The 21593-nt window shown below is 60.9% G+C and carries 19 protein-coding genes; 6 read left to right on the top strand and 13 right to left on the bottom strand.

Going from position 1 to position 21593, the window contains the following annotated elements:
• The first annotated feature begins 167 nt into the window (after positions 1-167).
• Positions 168-614: a MerR family transcriptional regulator gene (locus MHM85_RS06195; RefSeq protein WP_139528282.1), complete on the top strand. Its 447-nt coding sequence runs from the start codon at positions 168-170 to the stop codon at positions 612-614.
• Positions 587-3100: a heavy metal translocating P-type ATPase gene (locus tag MHM85_RS06190; RefSeq protein WP_239285348.1), complete on the top strand. Its 2514-nt coding sequence runs from the start codon at positions 587-589 to the stop codon at positions 3098-3100. Before MHM85_RS06195 ends, MHM85_RS06190 begins: the two co-directional genes overlap by 28 nt.
• Before the next feature lie 88 nt (positions 3101-3188).
• Here the strand turns inward: MHM85_RS06190 and MHM85_RS06185 are convergent, their stop codons facing one another.
• The 11 genes from MHM85_RS06185 to ffh all read right to left on the bottom strand — a co-directional run bounded on the left by MHM85_RS06185 (position 3189) and on the right by ffh (position 14138).
• Complete coding sequence (locus tag MHM85_RS06185; RefSeq protein ID WP_153843428.1) at positions 3189-3806, bottom strand: YitT family protein; 618 nt, start codon at positions 3804-3806, stop codon at positions 3189-3191.
• 71 nt (positions 3807-3877) lie between these two features.
• On the bottom strand, positions 3878-5674 hold the full coding sequence (locus MHM85_RS06180; protein WP_219862657.1) for a DHHA1 domain-containing protein: 1797 nt from the start codon (positions 5672-5674) through the stop codon (positions 3878-3880).
• Between the two features lie 6 nt (positions 5675-5680).
• Entirely contained in the window at positions 5681-7069 is a 1389-nt protein-coding gene (thrC, locus tag MHM85_RS06175; RefSeq protein ID WP_139528279.1) for a threonine synthase, read from the bottom strand.
• A gap of 3 nt (positions 7070-7072) precedes the next feature.
• Positions 7073-8389 (bottom strand): homoserine dehydrogenase, encoded by a 1317-nt coding sequence (locus MHM85_RS06170; protein WP_139528408.1) that lies wholly within the window; start codon positions 8387-8389, stop codon positions 7073-7075.
• An 85-nt stretch (positions 8390-8474) separates the two neighbouring features.
• Positions 8475-9266: a DsbC family protein gene (locus MHM85_RS06165; RefSeq protein ID WP_139528278.1), complete on the bottom strand. Its 792-nt coding sequence runs from the start codon at positions 9264-9266 to the stop codon at positions 8475-8477.
• Positions 9241-10122, bottom strand: coding sequence for a site-specific tyrosine recombinase XerD (gene xerD / locus MHM85_RS06160; RefSeq protein WP_139528277.1), 882 nt, complete (start codon positions 10120-10122; stop codon positions 9241-9243). Before xerD ends, MHM85_RS06165 begins: the two co-directional genes overlap by 26 nt.
• 104 nt (positions 10123-10226) lie before the next feature.
• Positions 10227-10583, bottom strand: coding sequence for a 50S ribosomal protein L19 (gene rplS / locus MHM85_RS06155; RefSeq protein WP_054640811.1), 357 nt, complete (start codon positions 10581-10583; stop codon positions 10227-10229).
• A 147-nt stretch (positions 10584-10730) separates the two neighbouring features.
• Positions 10731-11507: a tRNA (guanosine(37)-N1)-methyltransferase TrmD gene (gene trmD / locus MHM85_RS06150; RefSeq protein ID WP_153843507.1), complete on the bottom strand. Its 777-nt coding sequence runs from the start codon at positions 11505-11507 to the stop codon at positions 10731-10733.
• Positions 11508-11584: 77 nt separating this feature from the next.
• The gene (rimM, locus tag MHM85_RS06145) at positions 11585-12130 is read right to left on the bottom strand and encodes a ribosome maturation factor RimM (protein ID WP_139528276.1); all 546 of its coding nucleotides are present in this window, start codon (positions 12128-12130) and stop codon (positions 11585-11587) included.
• A 51-nt stretch (positions 12131-12181) separates the two neighbouring features.
• Positions 12182-12430: a 30S ribosomal protein S16 gene (rpsP, locus tag MHM85_RS06140; RefSeq protein ID WP_009098555.1), complete on the bottom strand. Its 249-nt coding sequence runs from the start codon at positions 12428-12430 to the stop codon at positions 12182-12184.
• A 295-nt stretch (positions 12431-12725) separates the two neighbouring features.
• Positions 12726-14138, bottom strand: coding sequence for a signal recognition particle protein (ffh, locus tag MHM85_RS06135; protein WP_139528275.1), 1413 nt, complete (start codon positions 14136-14138; stop codon positions 12726-12728).
• Positions 14139-14405: 267 nt separating this feature from the next.
• Here ffh and ccsA point away from each other — a divergent pair, with 267 nt between their 5' ends.
• Positions 14406-15203: a cytochrome c biogenesis protein CcsA gene (gene ccsA, locus MHM85_RS06130; RefSeq protein WP_219862655.1), complete on the top strand. Its 798-nt coding sequence runs from the start codon at positions 14406-14408 to the stop codon at positions 15201-15203.
• 101 nt (positions 15204-15304) lie between these two features.
• A complete protein-coding gene (locus MHM85_RS06125) occupies positions 15305-16579 on the top strand; it encodes an HlyC/CorC family transporter (RefSeq protein WP_139528273.1) in 1275 nt (424 codons plus the stop codon).
• Here MHM85_RS06125 and MHM85_RS06120 read toward each other — a convergent pair.
• Positions 16576-17256: a 1-acyl-sn-glycerol-3-phosphate acyltransferase gene (locus tag MHM85_RS06120; RefSeq protein WP_139528272.1), complete on the bottom strand. Its 681-nt coding sequence runs from the start codon at positions 17254-17256 to the stop codon at positions 16576-16578. The genes MHM85_RS06125 and MHM85_RS06120 overlap by 4 nt on opposite strands.
• Positions 17253-17867: a TetR-like C-terminal domain-containing protein gene (locus MHM85_RS06115; protein WP_139528271.1), complete on the bottom strand. Its 615-nt coding sequence runs from the start codon at positions 17865-17867 to the stop codon at positions 17253-17255. The genes MHM85_RS06120 and MHM85_RS06115 overlap by 4 nt, the downstream gene beginning before the upstream one ends.
• 189 nt (positions 17868-18056) lie before the next feature.
• Here MHM85_RS06115 and MHM85_RS06110 point away from each other — a divergent pair, with 189 nt between their 5' ends.
• Positions 18057-18743: an SOS response-associated peptidase gene (locus tag MHM85_RS06110; RefSeq protein ID WP_139528270.1), complete on the top strand. Its 687-nt coding sequence runs from the start codon at positions 18057-18059 to the stop codon at positions 18741-18743.
• On the top strand, positions 18743-21586 hold the full coding sequence (locus MHM85_RS06105) for an insulinase family protein (RefSeq protein WP_219862651.1): 2844 nt from the start codon (positions 18743-18745) through the stop codon (positions 21584-21586). Before MHM85_RS06110 ends, MHM85_RS06105 begins: the two co-directional genes overlap by 1 nt.
• Positions 21587-21593: the final 7 nt, after the last annotated feature.

Below are 21593 nucleotides of genomic sequence, written 5' to 3'. Positions count from 1 at the left end.
GGGCAAACGAGCGTTTTATTTTGTTTTTTGCTTATACATTAGTCGCACGACTGTTTTAAATCAGTGTTTTAGTCCTTTCGGCTGAGTGACCAGCAACGCTTGACCTATGGGTTACCCAAAGGTTTTACACTCACAATACGTTAACCACACAGGGGTTGGGTATGCCAATGAGCGATTTAAAAGTGGGGGAGCTCGCCAAGCGTGCTCACGTGACGCCTGAGACGGTACGCCACTATACGCGCGAAGGCCTGCTCTCCCCCCGTCGGCATCCTGAAAACGGCTACCAGCTCTTTTCTAATAACGACCTGGAGCGTCTGCACTTTATTCAGCGAGCGCGAAAATTGGGTTTTAGCGTCGCGGAAATCCGCGACATTTTGGCCCATGCCGACCAAGGCGACTCCCCCTGCCCGCTGGTACGCGATCTGCTCGCTCACCGGCTGCCGCAAATACGCGCACGCATTGCCGAACTCGAAGCACTCGCCCAGCGAATGGAACAGGCACTGGAAAGTTGGCAGGACATGCCCGACGGCACCCCGGATGGCCACAGCCTGTGCCGCTTGATCGAAAGTTTTCCCGAGGAGGCCCCATGCAGCACGACACCGAGCAAACCATGATGCTGATTCGCACCGTGCCGGGCATGAACTGCCAGGGCTGCGTCAAGCGCATGCGCGAGGCCATTCAAGCCCAGGACCCGGCCGCCCAAGTGGAGGGCTTTCCGGCAGAAAAGCGTCTGGAAGTGGCCAGTTCCCTCGATGATCAAGCGCTGGATAGCGCGCTCAACGAAGCGGGCTACCCACCCAGCAACGACACAAGTGACGTATCTCACCAAGACGCGCCGTCGTCCACCGACTCACAGAGCACTCCTGTGGCTGCGCCCCAACAGCGCCTGCTGATTAGCGGCATGACCTGCGCGGGCTGTGTCAAAAGCGTCGAAAAAGCGCTTGCCAACACGCACGGTGTAAACAACGCCTCAGTGAACTTTGGCACCCACACCGCCCACGTCACCGGCAGCGCTACTCAGGAAGCGCTAATGACCGCCGTGGCCGAAGCGGGCTATAGCGCCGAGCCGATTGTGGATATGCGTGACGCCGAGCGCACGCGCGAGGCGCAAGAGGCCGTTACCTACCGCCAGCGCCTAAAGGGCAGCGTGCTGTCACTCTCCCTCGCGATTCCGCTGATGATGAGCATGTTCGTCTATCACCCACACCCCATGGGCGTTGGCCGCCTGTACTGGCTGGTGATTGGCCTGCTGACGCTCGCCATTTTGGCCTTTCCTGGGCGGCACTTTTTCACCAACGCCTGGAAACAGCTCAAGCATCATCAGGCCAACATGGACACCCTGGTGGCAATGGGCACCGGCACCGCCTGGCTCTACTCGATGATGGTGGTGCTCTTCGCCCCCTGGCTGCCGGAGGTGGCTCAGGGCATCTATTTTGAAGCGTCGGCCATGGTGGTGGGGTTGATTCTCCTGGGTAACGCCATGGAGTTACGTGCCCGCGGTCGCACGAGCAATGCCCTTAAACGGCTGCTCGACCTGCAGGAAAAAACCGCCCGGGTGATACGCAACGGCGTTGAACAAGAGATCGCGGTGGACGACGTCGCGCTGGATGACCCTATTCGCGTGCGCCCCGGTGAGCGGCTGCCGGTGGATGGCGTGGTACTCGACGGCCAGAGCTATATCGATGAGTCGATGCTCACCGGCGAACCCGTGCCGGTGCACAAAAGGGCGGATGACGAGGTCAGTGCGGGCACGGTGAATGGCAACGGCAGCTTGGTCTACCGCGCCACGCACATCGGCCGCGATACCCGTTTGGGACGCATTACCGAACAGGTTGCCAGCGCCCAAAACTCTCGCCCGCCAATTGGTGAGCTGGCCGATAAAATCTCAGGCGTGTTCGTGCCCGCCGTGATGATCATGGCCGTGTTGACGGCCCTTGCCTGGTACAACCTGGGGCCTGCCCCGGTGGTCATTCATATGCTGGTCACTGCCACGACCGTGCTGATCATTGCCTGCCCCTGCGCGCTGGGCTTGGCCACCCCGATCTCCACCATGATTGGCGTGGGCAAAGCCGCCGAGCATGGCGTACTGGTGCGCAGCGGAGAGGCGCTGCAAACCGCGAGCCGCCTGACCACCCTGGTGGTCGATAAAACGGGAACGCTGACCGAGGGCAAACCGCGCGTCACCGAGGCAACGGTGCTGCATAACGACAGCCCCCAAGTGCTGGCCTGGGTGGCCGCCCTAGAGAGCCGCTCGGAACACCCGCTGGCCAAAGCGCTGACAGCCTACGCCGAAGAGCACGACGCCCGCCCCGATACGCTGGCTAGCTTTGATAGCGTGACCGGCGGCGGTGTGAAAGGCACCAGCCAAGCCAATGACACGCTGCTGCTGGGCAATGCGCGTTTATTGGAAGCGTCTGGCGTCGACCTTTCCCCGGCAGACGAGAGCATCCGCCAGCTAGAAGCCAAGGCGCGCTCGCTGGTCTATTTAGCCGTGAATGGTAAGCTCGCTGCCCTCTTTGGGGTTAGCGACCCGCTGCGCAACGATGCCGCGGCCGCCGTGAAGCGCTTGCAGGATGATGGGTTAACCGTGGTGATGCTGACGGGCGATAACGAGCATACCGCCGCTGCGGTGGCCCGCGAAGTCGGCATTAGCGAGTTCAAGGCTGGGATGACGCCCGATGACAAGCATGCAGAGATCGAGCGCCGCCAAGCGGTGGGCGAAGTCGTTGGCATGGTGGGCGACGGCATCAACGATGCCCCCGCACTGGCCCGGGCCAACGTGGGGTTTGCCATTGGCCAGGGCACCGATATCGCCATGGAGAGCGCCGGTATGACGCTGATGCGCGGCTCGCTGCACGGCGTAGCCACGGCGATCGAGCTGAGCCGTGCCACGCTGACCAACATCAAGCAGAACCTGATCGGCGCGTTTGGCTATAACGTGCTGTGCATCCCGATTGCCGCAGGCGCACTCTACCCCATCACTGGTATGTTGCTCTCTCCCATTATCGCAGGCGCGGCCATGTCACTCTCTTCGATCACCGTGGTCAGCAACGCCAACCGCCTGCGGTTATGGAAGCCCAGCCAACAGGAGGCCGTATGAGTTTACTGATCAACCTTGCGGGTATTGCCATCATTGGCTTGATTGTCTGGTGGTTTTGGCTTAACTAGATGATTTTACGTCATCACGGCTAGCTCACCCCGATATAACGCCCTGGCTTATGGTTCAGAGCGATGATTAGATTGAGCATCAGCGCGCCGAGTACGGAGTAGCCTACTCGATCCAGGGGGAGCTGAGTCAGGGCAATCAGCAGAATCACACCGTCAATGCCGAGCTGCACATAGCCCGCCCGCAGGCCGTGTTTGTCCTGCAGGTAGAGGGCGAGAATGTTGATACCGCCAAGGCTGGTACGGTGGCGAAACAGCATCAGCATGCCAATGCCCATCAGCGCCCCGCCCATCAGCGCCGCGTAGAGCGACGGCACGTTGGCAAATTCGACCCACCCCTGGGTGAGCTCGGAGAACAGCGAGACCAAGCCAATGGCGACAAAGGTGCGCAGCGTAAAGCTCCACCCCATGCGTTTGATCGCCAGATAGTAAAACGGCAGGTTGATGGCAAAAAACCAGACGCCAAAACCCCACCCGGTCAGGTAATTGAGCAGTAGCGCCATCCCTGCGGTGCTACCGGTGAGCAGCACCGCGTGGGTATAGAACGTCACCCCGAGTGCGACGAACAGCGTCCCCAACAACATCGCCATGATGTCTTCGTAGGGCTTGTGGGGGTCCTTGGGAAGATCTTCCATGCGCATGAGAGCGTCCTTTTTTGGGATTATTGGAGCGGCCGCTCGAGCGGCCAAGGACGCGAGGATAGCGGAGAGCGTTAAACGGGGCTAGCGTGCTCCACCATCAGCTGCAGCGACTCGCGTCCCCGCCAGCGGTTACGATTGAGCTTGTACGCGCAGTGCAGCGTGTCGCCCACGCCAAACGAGGGCAGCTCCCCCGGCGTGAGAGCGCGAAACCAGATCGCTTTGCGGGTCACCGCTCCCATGGAGAGCTCCATCATTAGGTGTGAACCCTCCGCCCCAACGGGGCGTAACGCCTCGACGATAAAGCGCCCTTCGAACAGCGGCGGATCGAACTCCCGCCCGTAGGGGCCCAAGGTCTCGATCTCTTCCAGCGTGGCCAACGAGAGCTGGGCAGTCGAGAGCTCGCCATCGGTCCACAGACGCGGGTAGAGCGGTGTATCGCCCAACTGCTCGCTCACCGCCTGCAAAAACGCCGTTTTGAAGGTATCGAGCTGCTCCCGCGGCACGCCGACGCCTGCGGCACCACTGTGCCCGCCGAAGCGCGGCAGCGCCTCGGGCGCAAGCTCGAAGGTGCGCTGCAGGGCATCCCTTAGGTGCAGCCCCTCGATGGAGCGCCCGGAGCCGGTGAGCATATTAGGTGCCGCTGCCCGCGTCAGCACCACGGCTGGACGCCCGTAGGCCTGGACCAGCCGCGAGGCGACGATGCCCTGCACGCCGGGGTGGCCATCTTCCAGCAGCACCACGACGGCAGGCTCGTTGGCTTCCAAAGCAGGTGCGGCGAGCGCCCGCGCCTCCTCGGCCATATCCGCTTCGATGGCCTTGCGCGACTGGTTATCCTGATCGAGCACCTCGAGCTGCCGGTTCGCGACGCCGTCACTCTCGGCCAGCATGAAGTGAAGTGCCGCGTAGGGGTCGTCCAATCGTGAGCGAGCGTTGATTCTCGGCCCCATCTGGAACGCCAGTGTTTCGGCATTGAAGGGCACGCTGTCGGCCCCTAAGCGCGCGGCCATGGCTCGCCAGCAGGCGGCGTCCATGCGGTTGATTAGCGTCAGGCCATGGCTGACCACCGCCCGATTGGCGGGGCTTCCGCCTAGCGAGACGCAGTCCGCCACGGTGCCTAACGCCACGTAGGAGAGCCACGGCGAGAGCTTCGGCGTGGCCTCGGGCAGCGCGCCCCACTCCACCAGTACACTGCGGGCGAGTGACATCAGAAGCCACGCCACCATGCAGCCTGCAATGGTTTTATCCGGGTAAGCGCAGTCGCTGCGGGTCGGGTTCACGCAGGCGTAGGCCGAGGGCGGCGGGCCCTCCAGGGGCAGCGCGTGGTGGTCGCTGACCACCACATCGATACCCGCTGCTTTCAAGCGCGCAATGCGCGGCTCGTCAGAACTGCCGCAGTCGGCGGTAATCACCAGCGTCGGCAGCGGTTTTAAGCTCAGCGTTCGATCCACCAGCGGCAGGCTGATGCCGTAGCCATCGTGAATACGGTGGCCAATCAAACTGTGCAGCTTGTGCTCGGGCACGCCAAACAGCTCGACCAGCGTGCGCCGAATGACCACGTGGGAGGTGATGCCATCCACATCGTAGTCGGTCAGAATACCGATAGACTCGCCCTCGGCGACCGCTTGAGCAATGCGCTCCGCCGCACGACGGCCATCGGCGAGTTTTTCAGGATGGACGAGATAGCGCAGGCTCGGTGACACCAGCGGCGCCAACTCACCGGTATAGCCTGGCAGCCGCGAGGCCAACAGCCGCGCCTGCAGCTCGCTCAGTCCTTCTGACTGGGCACGTAAATAGACAGCCTCGTCCAGGGGACGAGGCTCTAAGCGAGGGTGGTGACTCTGCTGAGAAAGGGGTGACACCTGGGTCATATCACCTCAGCGGCGGTTGTCAGCAACGAACTGCTGGACCGCGCTCAATTCGGCGGGCAACACCGTGTAGCGCTCTTCGCGCTCCAGCAGGTCGTCCATGTGGGTCGGCAGCGGTACGCCCTGGAAGCCCGCTTTCACCACGGCTTCGGCGAACTTTGCCGGGTGCGCGGTAGCCAGGGTGATCATCGGTGTGGTGGTATCCACACGCGCCCGCTCGGCCGCGCGGTAGCCAGTGGCCGTGTGCGGGTCGAGAATTTCCCCGGTGCGATGATGCGCTTCTCGAATCACTTCCAGAATCGTCTCGTCATCGACGCTGTAGCTCGCGAACTTCTCGCGCAGCTTGGCCAGCGGCGCATCGGCAAGCGCGGTGGGCGCTTGCTGGAAGCGCTCCAGCAGCGCGGCCACGGCGGCCCCGTCGCGGTCGTAGGCATCGAACAGTAGGCGCTCGAAATTGGACGACACGACGATATCCATAGAAGGCGCCAGCGTGGCTGCCAGCTCTTTTTTGGAGAAGTCGTTGGCCGCGAGCGTGCGGTGCAGAATGTCGTTGGCGTTGGTGGCGATGATGAACTGCTTCACCGGCAGTCCCATCTTGTAAGCCATATAGCCTGCAAAGACGTTGCCGAAGTTGGCCGAGGGCACGCAGAAGCTCACTTCCCGCTGGGGCGCACCCAACGCCACGCCAGCGGCCACGTAGTAGACGATCTGGGCCATGATGCGCGCCCAGTTGATCGAGTTCACCGCCACGAGCCGCGTGCCGTTCAGGAAGTCTTGATTGGCAAAGCTGGCCTTGACCATCGCCTGGGCGTCGTCGAAGTTGCCCTCGATGGCGATGTTGAACACGTTGTCGGCAAGCACCGAGGTCATCTGGCGACGCTGCACTTCGGAGACGCGGTTGTGGGGGTGCAGAATGAAAATATCGAGATTGTCGCAGTGGCGGCAGCCTTCGATGGCCGCCGAGCCAGTATCCCCGGACGTGGCCCCCATGATCACCGCGCGCTCACCGCGCTTTTTCAGGAAGTGGTCCAGCAGTCGTCCCAGCAGTTGCAGCGCCACGTCCTTGAAGGCTAGTGTCGGGCCGTGAAACTGCTCCAGCAGGAAGTGGCTGGCATCCAGCTGCTTCAACGGCACCACCGCGTCGTGGTTGAACGTGGCATACGCCTCGGTCACCAGACGGCGGAAGGTCTCGTCATCGATCTCACCGTTGACGAACGGCTTCATCACCCGAAAGGCGATCTCGGCGTAGGAGAGCCCGGCCATGCTGGCCAGCTCCTCTTTGGAGAATTCGGGCAGCGTTTCCGGAACGTAAAGACCGCCGTCGCTGGCCATGCCGGTGAGCACTACCTCTTCGAAAGAGAGCGCGGGCGCTTGCCCACGCGTGCTGATATAGCGCATCGGTTACTCTCCCTCGTCCAGGCTTTCCACGCGAATTCGCGTGACGGGGCCTGCAATATCCGCCATGGCTTCGATCTCACGGATCGCTTCGTTCATCTGCTTCTCTTTGGTGCGATGCGTCAGCAGAATGATCGGCACCAGTTCGCCTTCGGTGGCCTCTTTTTGAATCAGTGCCTCGATGGAGATGCCCTGCTCGGCCAAAATCGTGGCCACGCGGGCCAGCACGCCAGGACGGTCCACCGCTAGCAGGCGCAGATAGTACGCCGTGGTGATCTCTTCCATCGGCATGATCGGCAGCTGACTAACGTCTTCGTCGATGCCGCTAAACGCCAGATAAGGCACGCGGTAGTGGTGGTCGGTGGCAATGTCCCGCGCCACGTCCAGCAGATCGGCGACCACGGCTGACGCCGTAGGCTCGGCACCGGCACCCGCGCCGTAATAGAGCGTGGGACCAACCGCATCGCCCATCACCGCAATGGCGTTTTTCACGCCGTGTACATTGGCGAGCAGACGCTCTTTGGGAATCAGCGTGGGGTGAACACGCAGCTCTAACCCTTGATCGGTGCGCTTGGAGATCCCCAGATGCTTGATGACGTAGCCGAGGTTGTCGGCCTGCTCCACGTCCTCGGCGGTGATGCGGGAGATCCCTTCGGTGAAGGCTTTTTCGAACTGCAGCGGCACACCGTAGGCAATGGAAGCCAGGATGGTCAGCTTGTGCGCCGCATCGATGCCTTCCACATCGAACGTCGGGTCGGCTTCGGCATAGCCCAGCGCCTGGGCTTCGGCCAACACGTCTTCGAAGGCACGGCCTTCGTCGCGCATGTGGGTCAAAATGAAGTTGCCGGTGCCGTTGATGATACCGGCCACCCACTCGATACGGTTGGCCCCCAGACCTTCACGCAGCGACTTGATGACCGGAATGCCGCCCGCCACGGCGGCTTCGAAGGCGACGATCACGCCCTTTTCATGGGCGGCACGGAAAATTTCGTTACCGTGGACGGCGATCAGCGCCTTATTGGCGGTGACCACGTGTTTGCCGTTGGCAATCGCGGTGAGCACCAGTTCACGGGCGATATCGTAGCCGCCAATCAGCTCGACTAGTACGTCCACATCGGGGTTGTTGGCGACTTCGAACACGTCGGTCGTCGCTTTGATGCCGGTAATGTCGCAGTCGGGATGAATACTGCGGTGGGCTACCTGCTCGATCACGATCGGGCGGCCTGCACGGCGGCTGATATCGTCCGCGTTGCGCGTCAATACGTTGAAGGTGCCACCACCGACAGTACCTAACCCACAAATGCCTACTCTTACCGGTTTCAAAATACGTCCCCTTTCATGTTGGGCACCCGCAGGTGCCGCTTCTTGAATCAGTGTCTCAGCGTGTTCGTTCGTCACTCATGTGACGTTATTCGTCTTCCAAGCCTAACATGGCCACGAGCCGCTCGGGGGGCACGAAGCCAGGCACCATTTGCCCATCGGGCAGGATGATCGCGGGCGTGCCTTGCACCCCTAGCGCTTGCCCCAGCGCGTATTGATCGGCCACCGGATTGTCGCAGCTGGCCGAAGCGGCGATCGTCTGGCCCTCTTTGGCCCGATTCATCGCTTCGCTACGGTTGTCGGAGCACCATACCTGCTGCAAGGTCTCGGCGGCACCGCTGCCCATCCCGGCCCGCGGGAAGGCGAGATAGTGTACCGCAATTCCCCGCTCGTTGAGCTCGGGAATGGTCTCATGAAGGCGCTCGCAGTAGGGGCAGGTAGGGTCGGTAAATACCACCACCGTGGCCTTGGGCTCATCGATGGCTCTAAACACGACGCGCTCGCTCTCGGGAATCGCCGCTAGCGCCGCTGCGCGCTCTTGGTTGCGAGCCTGCTCGGTCAGATTCACCAGCCCATTATCCCCGTTTTGATAAAGGTCCCCTACCAAAAAATGACTACCGTCTGCATTGGCGTAAAACGACTCACCACTCTCCAGGCGTACATGGTAGATCCCTTCCATCGGCGTGGCGCTCACCTGCTCTACCGGCATTGGCTGGCCGTTCACCTGCAAGCTGTCAGCCAAGCGTTCGGCCACGTCATCGGCGAAGGCAGCCGCAGGGATTAAACTACTCGCCAGCACCAGCCAGGGAACACAGGATTTCGCAACGGTCGGCATACGTAGGTGCATTCTTTGATTAACCTCGCGGATGGTGTTCAGCATGCAGTTGCTCCAGGCGCGCCTGGGCAACATGGGTATAAATTTGCGTGGTGGACAGGTCACTATGACCCAACAGCAACTGTACGACCCGCAAATTCGCCCCATGATTCAATAAATGGGTCGCAAAGGCGTGGCGCAGCGTGTGAGGAGAAAGCGGCCGAGCAATGCCCGCCGTGATGGCATGGGCTTTGATACGATGCCAAAACGTTTGCCGCGTCATGGCCTTATCGCCTCGACCAGGGAACAGCGCCGGGCGTGTGGGGTCTTGCATCAGCGTTGGCCGCGCCGTTTCGATATAGTGTGCCAGCCAAGCAGCGGCCTCGTCCCCCATGGGCACCAGGCGATCTTTATCGCCTTTACCGCGTACCCGCACCACGCCTTGGCGCAGGTTGATCGCGTCGCCGGTCAGCCCGACCAGCTCCGACACTCGTAGCCCGCAGGCGTAAAGCAGCTCCAGCATGGTGCGATCACGCACACCCAGCGGCGTGCCCACATCCGGGGCTAGCAACAAACGCTCGACTTCGTCTTCTTCCAACGTATCGGGCAGGCTGGGGCGCACTTTGGGGAGCGACACGTTGGCCAGCGGGTCGCTGTCGATATGACCATACAGTCGTGCCCAGCGATAAAAACTGCGTAGCGACGACAACATCCGTGCATTGCTGCGCAGCTGGTATCCCTGCTCGCGGCGCTGCTCCATCCAAGCGCCAAACCGCGCGGGGGACGCCGTGAGCAACGTTTCATCATCGCGCTCGAGCTGCTCTTGCCAAGCGGTCAAATCACGACGGTAGGCCGCTAGCGTATGGTCGCTGGCGCCCTGCTCTAACCACAGAGCATCCAGATACGCATCGATCACGCTCATCGGCTAACGGTCTCATTGCAAAGCCATAAACAAAAACCCCGCCCCGCAAAGCGGTGACGGGGTTTTCCGTATCCGAGCGCCAGGCGCTCGAGAAAAAGTGGCGATTAAGCCAGCTTTTCCTTGATACGCGCCGACTTACCGCTACGCTCACGCAGGTAGTACAGCTTGGCTTGACGAACGTCACCGCGACGCTTGACTTCGATGGAGTCTACCAGCGGGCTGTAGGTCTGGAAGGTACGCTCGACGCCAACACCGTGGGAGATTTTACGCACGGTGAAAGCGGAGTTCAGGCCACGGTTACGCTTACCGATGACCACACCTTCAAACGCCTGCAGACGCTCACGAGTGCCTTCTTTTACTTTAACCTGAACGACGATGGTGTCGCCCGGTGCAAAAGCAGGAATCTCTTTGCTCATTTGCTCGGCTTCGATCGCCTGGATCACCTTGTTCTTGCTGCTCATCTTCATACTCCTAAATAACGTAATGGCTTGCCACGCAGTCGTGGAAGGGGCAAACCGTGATCCCGGCGCTCGAAGCGAGCTACGCGGGAGTCGTTATGGGTGACGCAGGTACGCACGGCTGTCGTCGTCCTGCACCGCCGCTTTGTGCTACGGGCGGGCAACCGCCGTAGAGGACAAAGCGTATTCCTCGATAAACTCGTCTAGCAGCGTTTGCTGCTCGGCGTTAAGAGTACGTCCTGCCAACAGATCAGGACGACGCTGCCAGGTACGCCCCAGCGACTGCTTCAACCGCCAGCGCTTGATGGCTGCATGATTTCCGCTAAGCAGCACGTCAGGCACTCGGCGCCCGTCAATCACTTCAGGACGGGTATAGTGCGGGCAGTCTAACAAACCGTCGTTAAACGAGTCTTCGATAGCGGAATCCTGGTGGCCCAGCACGCCGGGTACCAGCCTTGCCGCTGCGTCGATCAGCACCATCGCGGGCAGCTCGCCGCCGCTCAGCACATAGTCGCCAATCGACCACTCTTCATCGATGTCACTCTCCACCACACGCTCGTCGATACCTTCGTAGCGCCCGGCGACCACGACCAGCGGGCCTGCCGACGCGAGCGTTTGAACACCCTGCTGATCCAACCGACGCCCTTGGGGCGACAGGTAGATCACCGTTGGCGTCAGGCCGGTGGCCTGCTCGGCACGTTGGCGCGCATCAAAGATAGCCGCTCGGAGCGTATCTACCTTCATCAGCATGCCTGGGCCGCCGCCATAGGGGCGATCGTCCACGCTGCGGTGGCGGTCGGTGGCATAATCACGCGGATTCCAGAACTCAAGGGCAATGCGCTGCTTCTCTACCGCTCGACCGATCACACCTTGCTGGGTTATCGCATCGAACATGTCGGGAAACAGCGATACCACGCCAATCCACATCGCCGGTACGTCTGTCGCGTCCTCTTCGAGCACCGCTGGATCGTCCGCTGGCCGTTCGTTCAAAGCGTCTTGGCTCATCAGAACTCAGGATCCCAGTCGACCACCATACGGCCATCTTCCAGGTCGATCTCAACGATCACATCATCGGGCAAAAAGGGTAACAGCCGCTCGCGCTTGTCGATTGCGTCGTTATCACCGCGTACCACCATGACATCGTTCGCGCCGGTCTCGAACAGGTAGCTGACCTGCCCTAACCGTTCGCCTGACCGAGTGAAGACGGTAAGGCCTTCGAGCTCATGCCAGTAATACTCGTCGTCGGTAAGCTCGGGCAGCGCCTCTTTGGGCATCAGGATGTCCGCTTGGGCCAACCCTTCGGCGGCCGTTCGGTCATCCACGCCTTTCAGCTGCACGACAAGCCCTTTGCCTTGCCGACTCCCCTGCAAGACGGTCATGCGCGTGAGGGTTTCCCCTTGGCGCACCCACCATTCGGGGTACTCTAGAATGCTGTCCATGGGATTGGTATAGGAGTACACCTTCAGCCACCCTTTGATCCCGTGAGGGCTGGTGAGCTTACCAAGCACCACATGCGTGTCGTCAGTATGGCCAGTATTGAAACGCGTCATCGACGACCACTCCCGCTACAACAGCATCGATTGCTACAGCGTGCGACAGGCTTACGCCTGTTTGCGCGCTTCCTTGACCAGCTCGGCAACACGACCAGACAGCTGGGCGCCTTGGCTCTGCCAGTGAGTGACGCGATCCAGATCGACGCGCAGACGTTCTTCTTGACCACGGGCGACCGGGTTGAAGAAGCCGATACGCTCGATGAAACGGCCGTCACGGGCGTTACGAGAGTCGGTCACGGTCAGGTGATAAAAGGGACGCTTTTTGGCGCCACCACGTGCCAAACGAATGGTAACCATACGATAACTATCCTTCGGTTGAGGTTACGCGAGTGGGACATAGCGCAAGCCGCTATCAGAACACTCGTCATACTGTTTTCTTGGCGCACCGCCTGCTTATCAAAGCGTTGGCGAGACTCCATCAGGACCTTCACTGGGCAGTGTCGGAGACCACGCTGACGCGCATTTTCCCAACACCCACGCATGAAGAGGCCGCATTCTACGCAAATGCGCCCGGCTTGGAAAGCCTGTTAGCCAGAAAACTCACAGGCCGTCAACCATGCCGAACGCGCTCAAGCGCACTCTCCAGGCGGTACTAGCGCCAGGGTAAGCCGCCAGGGCCACCCATACCCCCCATGCCGCCGGGGCCACCCGGACCACCACCGCCGCCCATCATGCCCGACATACCGCGCATCATTTTCTGCATGCCGCCTTTCTTGCCCGCTTTCTTCATCATCTTCTGCATCTGCTTATGCTGCTTGAGCAGGCGATTTAGATCGGGCACCTGAAGGCCTGCGCCAGCAGCAATACGCCGTTTGCGAGAGCCGTTGATGATATCGGGCTTGCGGCGTTCGTGGGGCGTCATGGAGTTGATCAGCGCCTCCAGCTTGCCCAGCTCTTTTTCAGGACCAGGGCCTTGCGCCAGCTCGGCCATTTGTCCCATGCCGGGCAACTTGCCTAGCAAACCGCCCATGCCGCCCATTTTCTTGAGCTGCTGGAGCTGGTCGCGAAAGTCTTCCAGGTCAAAGCCATCGCCTTTCTTGACCTTGCTGGCGAGCTTCGCGGCCTTGTCTTTATCGACGGTGCGTTCGGCCTCTTCGATCAGCGACAGCATGTCGCCCATACCCAGAATGCGCGACGCGACCCGGTCAGGATGGAAAGGCTCGAGGGCATCGACTTTCTCGCCCACACCCATGAATTTGATGGGCTTGCCGGTGATATGGCGCACCGAGAGCGCGGCACCGCCGCGCGCATCGCCATCCGCCTTGGTCAGTATGACACCGGTCAGCGGCAGCGCATCGTGGAAGGCTTTTGCGGTATTGACCGCGTCCTGGCCGGTCATGGCGTCGACGACGAAGAGCGTCTCCTGGGGGGAGATCGCCTTATGCAGCGCCTGGATTTCCGCCATCATCGCTTCATCGATGGCCAGACGACCAGCGGTATCCACCAGCACCACGTCGTGGAACTGAATCTTGGCGTGTTTGATGGCCGCATTGGCGATATCGACCGGTTTTTGATCGGAGCGCGAGGGGAAGAAGTCGACCTGCACCTCTTTCGCCAGCGTTTCGAGCTGGTCGATGGCCGCCGGACGGTAGACGTCTGCCGACACCACCAATACCTTTTTCTTCTCGCGCTCACGCAGGTAGCGGGCCAGCTTGGCGACGGAGGTGGTTTTACCGGCCCCCTGCAAACCCGCCATCAGCACCACGGCAGGCGAGCCCTTCAGGCTCAAGCCCTCGTTGGCCTCGCCCATGATCGCTTCCAGCTCTTGCTGGACGATTTTGACGAACTGCTGACCTGGCGAGAGGCTTTTTGACACCTCTTGACCTACGGCGCGCTCGCGTACCCGTTCGATGAACGCTTTGACGACCGGAAGCGCCACATCGGCTTCCAGCAGCGCTTTGCGCACCTCGCGCAGGGTGTCTTTAATATTGTCGTCGGTCAGCCGTGCTTGGCCTTTGATCGACTTCAGCGTCTGGGAAAGACGCTCACTCAGATTCTGAAACATGGGGCCTCTGCCTCCGTCGCTGTCGCCGGGCGTATTCACCGGACGAATGTGGCGGCAATTATACGCGCTCGCGGCTTGAGTCTCCATGGCCGTCAGCGTTGGCGCTCGACGGCTGTGCGACGCCGCTTTGATTGGTTATAGTAGGGTAGCCGTCCTAGAGGGAACGGAGAAAGCCTGAGGCGCGCTGGCAAGTTGCCCCTCAGCAAACGTTGTCGCCGATTTGGCCCTATTGTTCAACAACGCGCTGCAAGGCGCATGGATAGCATCATGCAGGCGCTCCCGTTCGCCACGATCGCTTTTGTACTCTATGTCGCCGCTGCCATCTGGCAGGGCATGACGCTGTTTCGCCGGGTGCCACCTCGCCAGGGGATGGTGCGCCTGCTGGGTGCACTCGGCCTACTGCTCCACATCCCCGTCGTCGTCAAACTAGTGGGTGTATCTCCGGGACTACTCCCCGGATTTACCACCAGCGCCACGCTACTGATGGCGGTGGCCGTCAACGTGGTGCTCGTCGCCAGCCTCTTCAAACCGGTACTGAATGCCGGTATTGCTCTCTTTCCGCTGGCCGGTATTGCGCTGATCGCGGCGACATGGCTACCCAGCCAGGGTAGCCATAGCGGCCTGACGCCGGGCATCTTGCTCCACGCGGTAAGCTCTGCACTGGCCTTTGCCGTGCTGGCCATTGCGGCAGTTCAGGCGGTGCTGGTGGGCTTGCAGAATCAGGCGCTGCGTCATCACCATATTCGCGGCATCGTTCAGTCGCTACCACCGCTGACCACCATGGAGCGCGTACTGTTCGAGCTGGTGTGGGCAGGCATCGTGCTGCTCACCCTATCGATCATCAGCGGGCTTATCTTCCTCGATAATCTTTTTGCCCAGCACTTGGTGCATAAAACGGTGCTATCGCTGGGCGCTTGGGTCATCTTTACTACGCTCTTAGTAGGGCGTTACCGGTTTGGCTGGCGTGGCATGCGCGCCGTACGCTGGACACTCGGCGGTTGTGCTCTACTGCTGCTGGCCTACTTTGGTAGTAAATTCGTGCTGGAAATTCTGCTTAACCGCTAAGCCTGCGGGCATTGCGGTCAAGCAGCCCTGGCGGCATGCTTGACACGCTACTGGCATCCTTCTACAAATCGAGCTTCATACGCCATAAAGGAACTTTCGACTTGAGCGACGACTTCCCCCTGGGGTTACTGTTCGGCCTGCTAGCCTTACTCATTTTGCTGTCTGCCTTCTTCTCAAGTTCTGAAACAGGCATGATGTCGATCAACCGCTACCGGCTTAGCCACCAGGCCAACAGCGGCGACCGCAGAGCCAAGCGTGTCATGCGCCTGCTCACCCGGCCCGATCGTCTCATTGGCGTCATCCTCATTGGCAATAACTTCGTCAACAACCTGGCAGCCTCGATTGCCACCATCATCGCCATTCACTTTTTTGGCGATGTATCGGGCCCCGCCATCTCCACCGCGCTGTTGACCATCACTATTCTGATCTTTGCGGAAGTGACGCCCAAGACGTACGCAGCCATCAAGCCAGAGCGCATCGCCTACCCCACGTCCTTTGCGCTGGAACCGTTGCTCAAACTGCTCTACCCCTTGGTATGGCTGGTCAACGTAATGTCTAACGGCCTGCTACGCCTGGTGGGCGTCAAAAGCGTCGATAACGGCGGCGACAATCTTACCCGTGACGAGCTGCGCACCGTGGTGCACGAAGCGGGCACGCTAATCCCCTACCGCCACCGCGCCATGCTGCTATCGATTCTGGACCTCGAAAATGTGACGGTGAACGACATCATGGTGCCCCGCCACGAAGTGCTGGGTATCGATTTGGACGATTCGCTGGAAGACATTCTGACCCAGATCCGGACCAGCCAGCACACACGCCTACCGGTCTATAAGGGCGATATCAACAACATCATTGGCATGCTGCACCTGCGTAACGCTGCGCGCTTTTTATCCCGCAGCGAGGTGACTAAAGCCGCCATCGTTCAAGAAGCGCGGGAGCCCTACTTCATTCCCGAGTCCACACCACTGCATACCCAGCTGCTGAATTTTCAGAAGCAGAAGCGACGGATCGGTATCGTAGTGGATGAGTACGGCGATGTAGAGGGCCTGGTGACGCTGGAGGATATTCTCGAAGAGATCGTCGGCGAGTTCACCACCGACGTTTCCGAAGATGACGAAATTCATCAGCAGGACGACGGCAGCCATGTCATCGAAGGCACGGCGAATATCCGCGAGATCAATAAGATGCTTGGCTGGCAGCTACCCACCGACGGCCCCAAGACGCTGAACGGGCTGATTCTCGAACACTTGGAGGCGTTCCCAGAAGGCCCTGCCTGCCTGCAAATCGGCAATACACGGATGGAAATTCTGGAGATTCGCGACAACTTGATCACATCGGCACGTTGCTGGCAAAAACTACGCCTGCCCCGCCGTTAATCCGCCTGCTTCGACGGGCGCCGAGCGATGTCGCTGTCGCCCGCGGCTTTCAATGCTCTAACGCGCTGCTCCAAAAAACGCCTTAGCGCGACGCCTTCGACCTCATGGACGGCGATGGGTGGGCCAAAATGCAGGCTCACTGGCGCCCTAAAACGGGAGGGCCACTTTTTCAACGCCTTGCCGCCGTAGTGGGACGTCCACGACCCCCATAGTCCCGCCAGCCCGGCAGGAATCACCGGTACATTGTCACGCGCGAGGATGGTTTCGAGACCACGACGGAAGGTGTGAATCTCCCCATCGGGGGTCAAGCGCCCCTCTGGAAATACCATGACGATATCTCCCTGGCGCAGCGCCCTGCTCACCTCATCCAGGGTGCGCCGCAGCGCGCCGGGGCTGTGGCGCTCCGACTCAATCGGAATCGCCCCCACCAGTTGGAACCACCACTTCAGCCAGCGGGATTCAAAAATAGGCTGGTCCATCACGAAGCGCAGCGGGCGGGGGCTTCCACCGCCCAGCACCAGTGCATCCATGAAGCTCACATGGTTGCACACGACCAGCGCCGCCCCCTGCTTGGGAACATTGAATTGACCGTGTACAGATAGCCGATAACAGCCGCGCATGGCCAGGTAAATGACACGGCGTAATAAGCAACGGGTGGTCTTGATCCCCCATGTCACGTCGTGGCACCCCGGTGACGCAACCCAGCCAGCACCGTGCTCATGAGCTGCTCCAAGAGTTCATCGACCTTGAGTTGCTGACCCTGCCAATAGCCAAGCCGCTCATTCAAGCCAAGCTGCACCAAGCCATGTACACTGCCCCAGAGCGTGCGGCCTAGACGACGCGCTTCCAAGTCGTCTAGAACGGGTTGATACTGCTTTAACGAGGTTTCTACCTGCGTAAACAGCGCCTCGATGAGATCGCTCTGACGCTGGTCCAGCTCACCCTCCTGAGCCAGCGGATAGTCGAACAACAGCTGCCAGCGATAACAGTCCTGCTCGGCGAACCGCCAGTAAGCATGCGCCAGAGAACGCAGCCAGGGCTCGGGATCGTCTTCAGCCAAACTCGTGATGGTGTGCTGCAAACGTGCGAGGGTTTCTACGTTGACGTGCTGCAATAAATTGTTAAAGCTGCCGTAGAGTTTTAGCAGCGTACTGGGCGCGCAGCCCACCTCTCTGGCCAGAGCACGTAGTGATAAACCATGGACTGGCTGCTTAGCCAACCACTCATCACAAGCGTGCATGACCTGCGCGTGGAGGGCATCGGGCGCATGCTGTCTAGGACGGGCCATGGCGATCTCTTCAGGTCAGCGGCAAACAGGGAAGAATGCCTCCTCGCGCTTTAGCGTGAGCAAGGTATACGATAGGATACCTTACATCGAACACTGTTTTCGACACTAAAACGCGACATTTAACGTATTACGACTTCCCTTTGCCATTTTGCATCAGCGCCGCAGGCATCGCGCCCTAAGGAGACCGGCATGACGGGACGCCTACACGTACAGCGCCTATCCCTTGCCCGCCTTGCGCCAGACCTCAAAAGCACCGCTTTGCTCATCGAGTCTCCCAACTTAGCACCGCGCCAGCCCGTGTCCGCCCTTCGTTTAGAGCAGGGGCAGTTAACGCACACGCCGCTCTTTTGGGGGCTGACGCCGCCCTGGCTCAAGGTCCTCGACCACGCCCCGCACTGCGCCCGAGCGGAAACGCTGAGTGAGCGCCCCATGTTTCACGAAGCGTTCAACGCTCGGCGCTGCGTGATTCCGGTGAGTGGCTTTTACGTGTGGAAGCCCCAGACACGCAGCAAGCAACCGTTTCTGGTGACCCACGTGAACCGCTCCCCGCTGCTACTCGGTGCGCTCTGGTGCCGTTACCACACCACGCTGACCACCTTTACCGACTCGACGGCGCTGATTAGCGTGCCAGCCAACGCCTGCCTATCGTCGCTCACCGACCGCTTGCCGGTGATCATTCCCCCTCAGGCGCTACACCGCTGGCTAGACCCTGGCACCGACGTCGAGGCACTAACGCCCATGTTGATGCCTGCCCCACTGGAACTGTTGGGCGCTTTTCCGGTATCAAAGCATGTGAATAACCCTGCCTATCAGTCACCCTCTTGCGCACACCCTACGGGGCCCATGTTGCGCTGGTCCGTGTCACAGGAGCCGTAATGTTGCCCACTATGTCTGTTATTCCGCCTCGCCTGCTGGCAAGGCGCGCGCTTGTTGGCCTGACCATCGGCCTGCTCTTGGCGCCCACCATTCCCCTCTGGGCAGAAGAGAGCCCGGTCGCCGAGGCCATCACCCCGACCATCAGCCCTTTCGATGACCGCGACTACCGGGTCATCACCCTCGACAATGGCCTACAGGCGCTGCTGGTCAGCGACCCCGATGCCGACAAGGCCGCCGCGTCCATGAACGTGCGGGTCGGCAGTGCTCAAGACCCGGACGACCTCCAGGGTCTGGCCCACTTCCTTGAGCACATGCTGTTTTTGGGTACCGAACCCTACCCACAGTCGGATGCCTATCAGCGCTACATCTCGGATAACGCAGGGTCGCACAACGCCTTCACGGCTCAGCAGGACACCAACTACTTTTTCGATATCGAGCCCTCCGCGCTGCCCGGCGCGCTGGACCGCTTTAGCGAATTCTTTCTCTCGCCGCTGTTCAATGCCGACCACCTGGAGAGCGAGCGCAACATCGTCCACTCCGAGTACATGGCGCGCATCCGCGATGAGTCCCGTCGTGAAAACGACGTGCTGAATCAACTGCTCAACCCAGACAATCCCACCACCGGTTTCGCGGTGGGCAGCAGAGACACCCTGGCCAACCCGCCAGAGGGCGAAGCAACACTACGCGAGCGGGTGATCGATTTTTACCACCGCTACTACGACGCCAACGTCATGAACTTGGCCGTGGTGGCCCCCCAGCCGCTCGACGAATTGGAAGCCCTCGTGGTGGAGCGCTTTGCCGACATTCCTGACCATGGTTTAAGCGCACCCACCGTCGACGAGCCGCTGATCGAACCCGACACCTTGCCGCGCTATATCGAACGAGAGTCGCTGCAGGATCGCCGTCAACTGCGTTTCTACTTCCCCGTTCCCGACCCCACGGACGAGTACCGCACCAAGCCGACTCAGCTCATCGCCCACTTACTAGGCGATGAGGGCGACGGTAGCCTGCTGGCCGTGCTGCGTGAGGCGGGCCTAGCCGATGGGCTCTCAGCGGGTGTGGGCCGCGGTGATGGCAATGAAGCACTATTTACCGTCTCCATTAGCCTGACGCCCACGGGTGCCGAACGCCTTGACGACATCGAAGCCACGCTGTTTGCCGCGATCGAGCAGATTCGCGCCGACGGGCTGGCCGAGTGGCGCTACGACGAGCAAAAAAGTCTCAGCGAGCAGGCGTTTCGCTTTCAACAGCACGGCGCCCCCCAGCAAGAGGCCACCCGCCTAGCCATGAGCCTTTCGCGCTACCCGGTGGAAGACGTGCAGTACGCCGCCTACCGCATGGACGGCATGGACAGCGAGCGCCAGCAGCACTACTTGGACGCCCTAACGCCTGACAACCTGCTGCGCGTCTACTCTGCGCCGGATGTGGAGAGCGATACCGTCTCACCGTGGTTCAATACCCAGTGGAAAGAGCTGCCACCCACGACGGCCGGTCAGATCTTGAGCGGTCTCGCGCTCCCTGCCCCCAACCCTTTCATTGCCAGCGACCTAACCCTTCAAGCGGGCCAGGACGAGCAGCCGTCGACACTCATCGATACGCCGACGTTTACCGCTTGGCACATGCAGGACAGCCGCTTCAATACGCCCAGCGTCGAATGGCGGGTGAGCCTACAGCACCCCAGCGCCAGCTACTCGGCGGAAGAGGCCGTGCTGACGCGGTTACTCGCAGGCTGGCTCAACGACAGCCTCAACGAGTCGCTTTACCCCGCGTGGCTTGCCGGTCAGTCGTTTAGCGCCTACGCCCACGCGCGCGGTATGACGCTGTCGTTTTCCGGTTGGCGGGATGGCCAAACGCCGCTCATCGAGCAAGCCATCGAGCAGCTTCAGCAGGCGGATATCTCTGCTGGCGCCTTCGAGCGGGTGCGCTACCAGCTACAGCGGGAGTGGCGCAACGCGCCACGCGCGTCGTTGACCGGCCAAGCCAGCCGAGCCCTGGGTGAGGCGCTGCTCTCCCCCCAGTGGTCGACCGACGAACTGCTGGCCGCCAGCAAACGACTCGATAAGCACCACCTGGAGGATTTTCGCGAACGCTTCCTCGATGGTCTATACATCGACGCCATGGCCGTGGGGAACCTGACCGCCGACCAGGCACGAGAACAGGCCAGTCTCATTCGCGGCGCGCTGACCCCGCGCTTGACGCGGGATGACATTCCCACGCTGGCGCCACTGGAGGCGAGCGAGGAATCGACGGTGCTTCATCCACACAGCACCCGTGAAGAGTCACTGGTACTGCGCTACCTGCAGGGGCGCGATACCAGCATCGACGAGCAGGCGCGCCTCAGCGTTCTGGCCCAGTGGCTGGACACGCCCTTCTACCAGCAGTTACGCACCGAGGAGCAGCTTGGCTATATCGTCAATGCGGGCTATTCGCCGCTGCTGGAAGCACCGGGCATTGGTCTGATCGTGCAGTCGCCGGACGTGGATAGTGGCACCATTGCCGAACGGATGGACGCCTTCATGGCAGCCGCCGGGGAGCGCCTCGAGACGCTCAGCGATGAGGAGCTGGCGGCCCACCGGCAAGCGGTGCATGACCGACTGCGCCAGCGGGATACCAGCCTGCAGGGCATGGCCAATCGCTATTGGCAAGCCACGGCACTCGACGAGGTACGCTTCGACCGCCGTGAGCAGATCGCAGAACGCGCCCTCGAGGTTAGTGTCGAGGAGCTGCAGGCGCTCTGGCCTGCGCTGCTCGCACACCCGCTAGACATTCGCTTCAATCCTGGGGATGCGCCCAGCGATATCGCCGCTTACCGTGAGACGCTCGCCCCCTTCGACGCTCGCTAGCCGTCAC

Source organism: Halomonas sp. McD50-4, assembly GCF_022348135.1.
In the GTDB taxonomy this organism is placed as follows: Bacteria; Pseudomonadota; Gammaproteobacteria; order Pseudomonadales; family Halomonadaceae; genus Vreelandella; species Vreelandella piezotolerans.
This window is presented reverse-complemented; position numbering and strand designations above follow the sequence as displayed.

What these genes read in the sequence shown, in the direction of transcription:
- MHM85_RS06195 (WP_139528282.1), top strand. Translation starts at nt 168, where the DNA reads ATGAGCGATTTAAAAGTGGGGGAGCTCGCCAAGCGTGCTCACGTGACG.
- MHM85_RS06190 (WP_239285348.1), top strand. Translation starts at nt 587, where the DNA reads ATGCAGCACGACACCGAGCAAACCATGATGCTGATTCGCACCGTGCCG.
- MHM85_RS06185 (WP_153843428.1), bottom strand. Translation starts at nt 3,806, where the DNA reads ATGCGCATGGAAGATCTTCCCAAGGACCCCCACAAGCCCTACGAAGAC.
- MHM85_RS06180 (WP_219862657.1), bottom strand. Translation starts at nt 5,674, where the DNA reads ATGACCCAGGTGTCACCCCTTTCTCAGCAGAGTCACCACCCTCGCTTA.
- thrC (WP_139528279.1), bottom strand. Translation starts at nt 7,069, where the DNA reads ATGCGCTATATCAGCACGCGTGGGCAAGCGCCCGCGCTCTCTTTCGAA.
- MHM85_RS06165 (WP_139528278.1), bottom strand. Translation starts at nt 9,266, where the DNA reads ATGCTGAACACCATCCGCGAGGTTAATCAAAGAATGCACCTACGTATG.
- xerD (WP_139528277.1), bottom strand. Translation starts at nt 10,122, where the DNA reads ATGAGCGTGATCGATGCGTATCTGGATGCTCTGTGGTTAGAGCAGGGC.
- rplS (WP_054640811.1), bottom strand. Translation starts at nt 10,583, where the DNA reads ATGAGCAGCAAGAACAAGGTGATCCAGGCGATCGAAGCCGAGCAAATG.
- trmD (WP_153843507.1), bottom strand. Translation starts at nt 11,507, where the DNA reads ATGTGGATTGGCGTGGTATCGCTGTTTCCCGACATGTTCGATGCGATA.
- rimM (WP_139528276.1), bottom strand. Translation starts at nt 12,130, where the DNA reads ATGACGCGTTTCAATACTGGCCATACTGACGACACGCATGTGGTGCTT.
- rpsP (WP_009098555.1), bottom strand. Translation starts at nt 12,430, where the DNA reads ATGGTTACCATTCGTTTGGCACGTGGTGGCGCCAAAAAGCGTCCCTTT.
- ffh (WP_139528275.1), bottom strand. Translation starts at nt 14,138, where the DNA reads ATGTTTCAGAATCTGAGTGAGCGTCTTTCCCAGACGCTGAAGTCGATC.
- ccsA (WP_219862655.1), top strand. Translation starts at nt 14,406, where the DNA reads ATGCAGGCGCTCCCGTTCGCCACGATCGCTTTTGTACTCTATGTCGCC.
- MHM85_RS06115 (WP_139528271.1), bottom strand. Translation starts at nt 17,867, where the DNA reads ATGGCCCGTCCTAGACAGCATGCGCCCGATGCCCTCCACGCGCAGGTC.
- MHM85_RS06110 (WP_139528270.1), top strand. Translation starts at nt 18,057, where the DNA reads ATGACGGGACGCCTACACGTACAGCGCCTATCCCTTGCCCGCCTTGCG.
- MHM85_RS06105 (WP_219862651.1), top strand. Translation starts at nt 18,743, where the DNA reads ATGTTGCCCACTATGTCTGTTATTCCGCCTCGCCTGCTGGCAAGGCGC.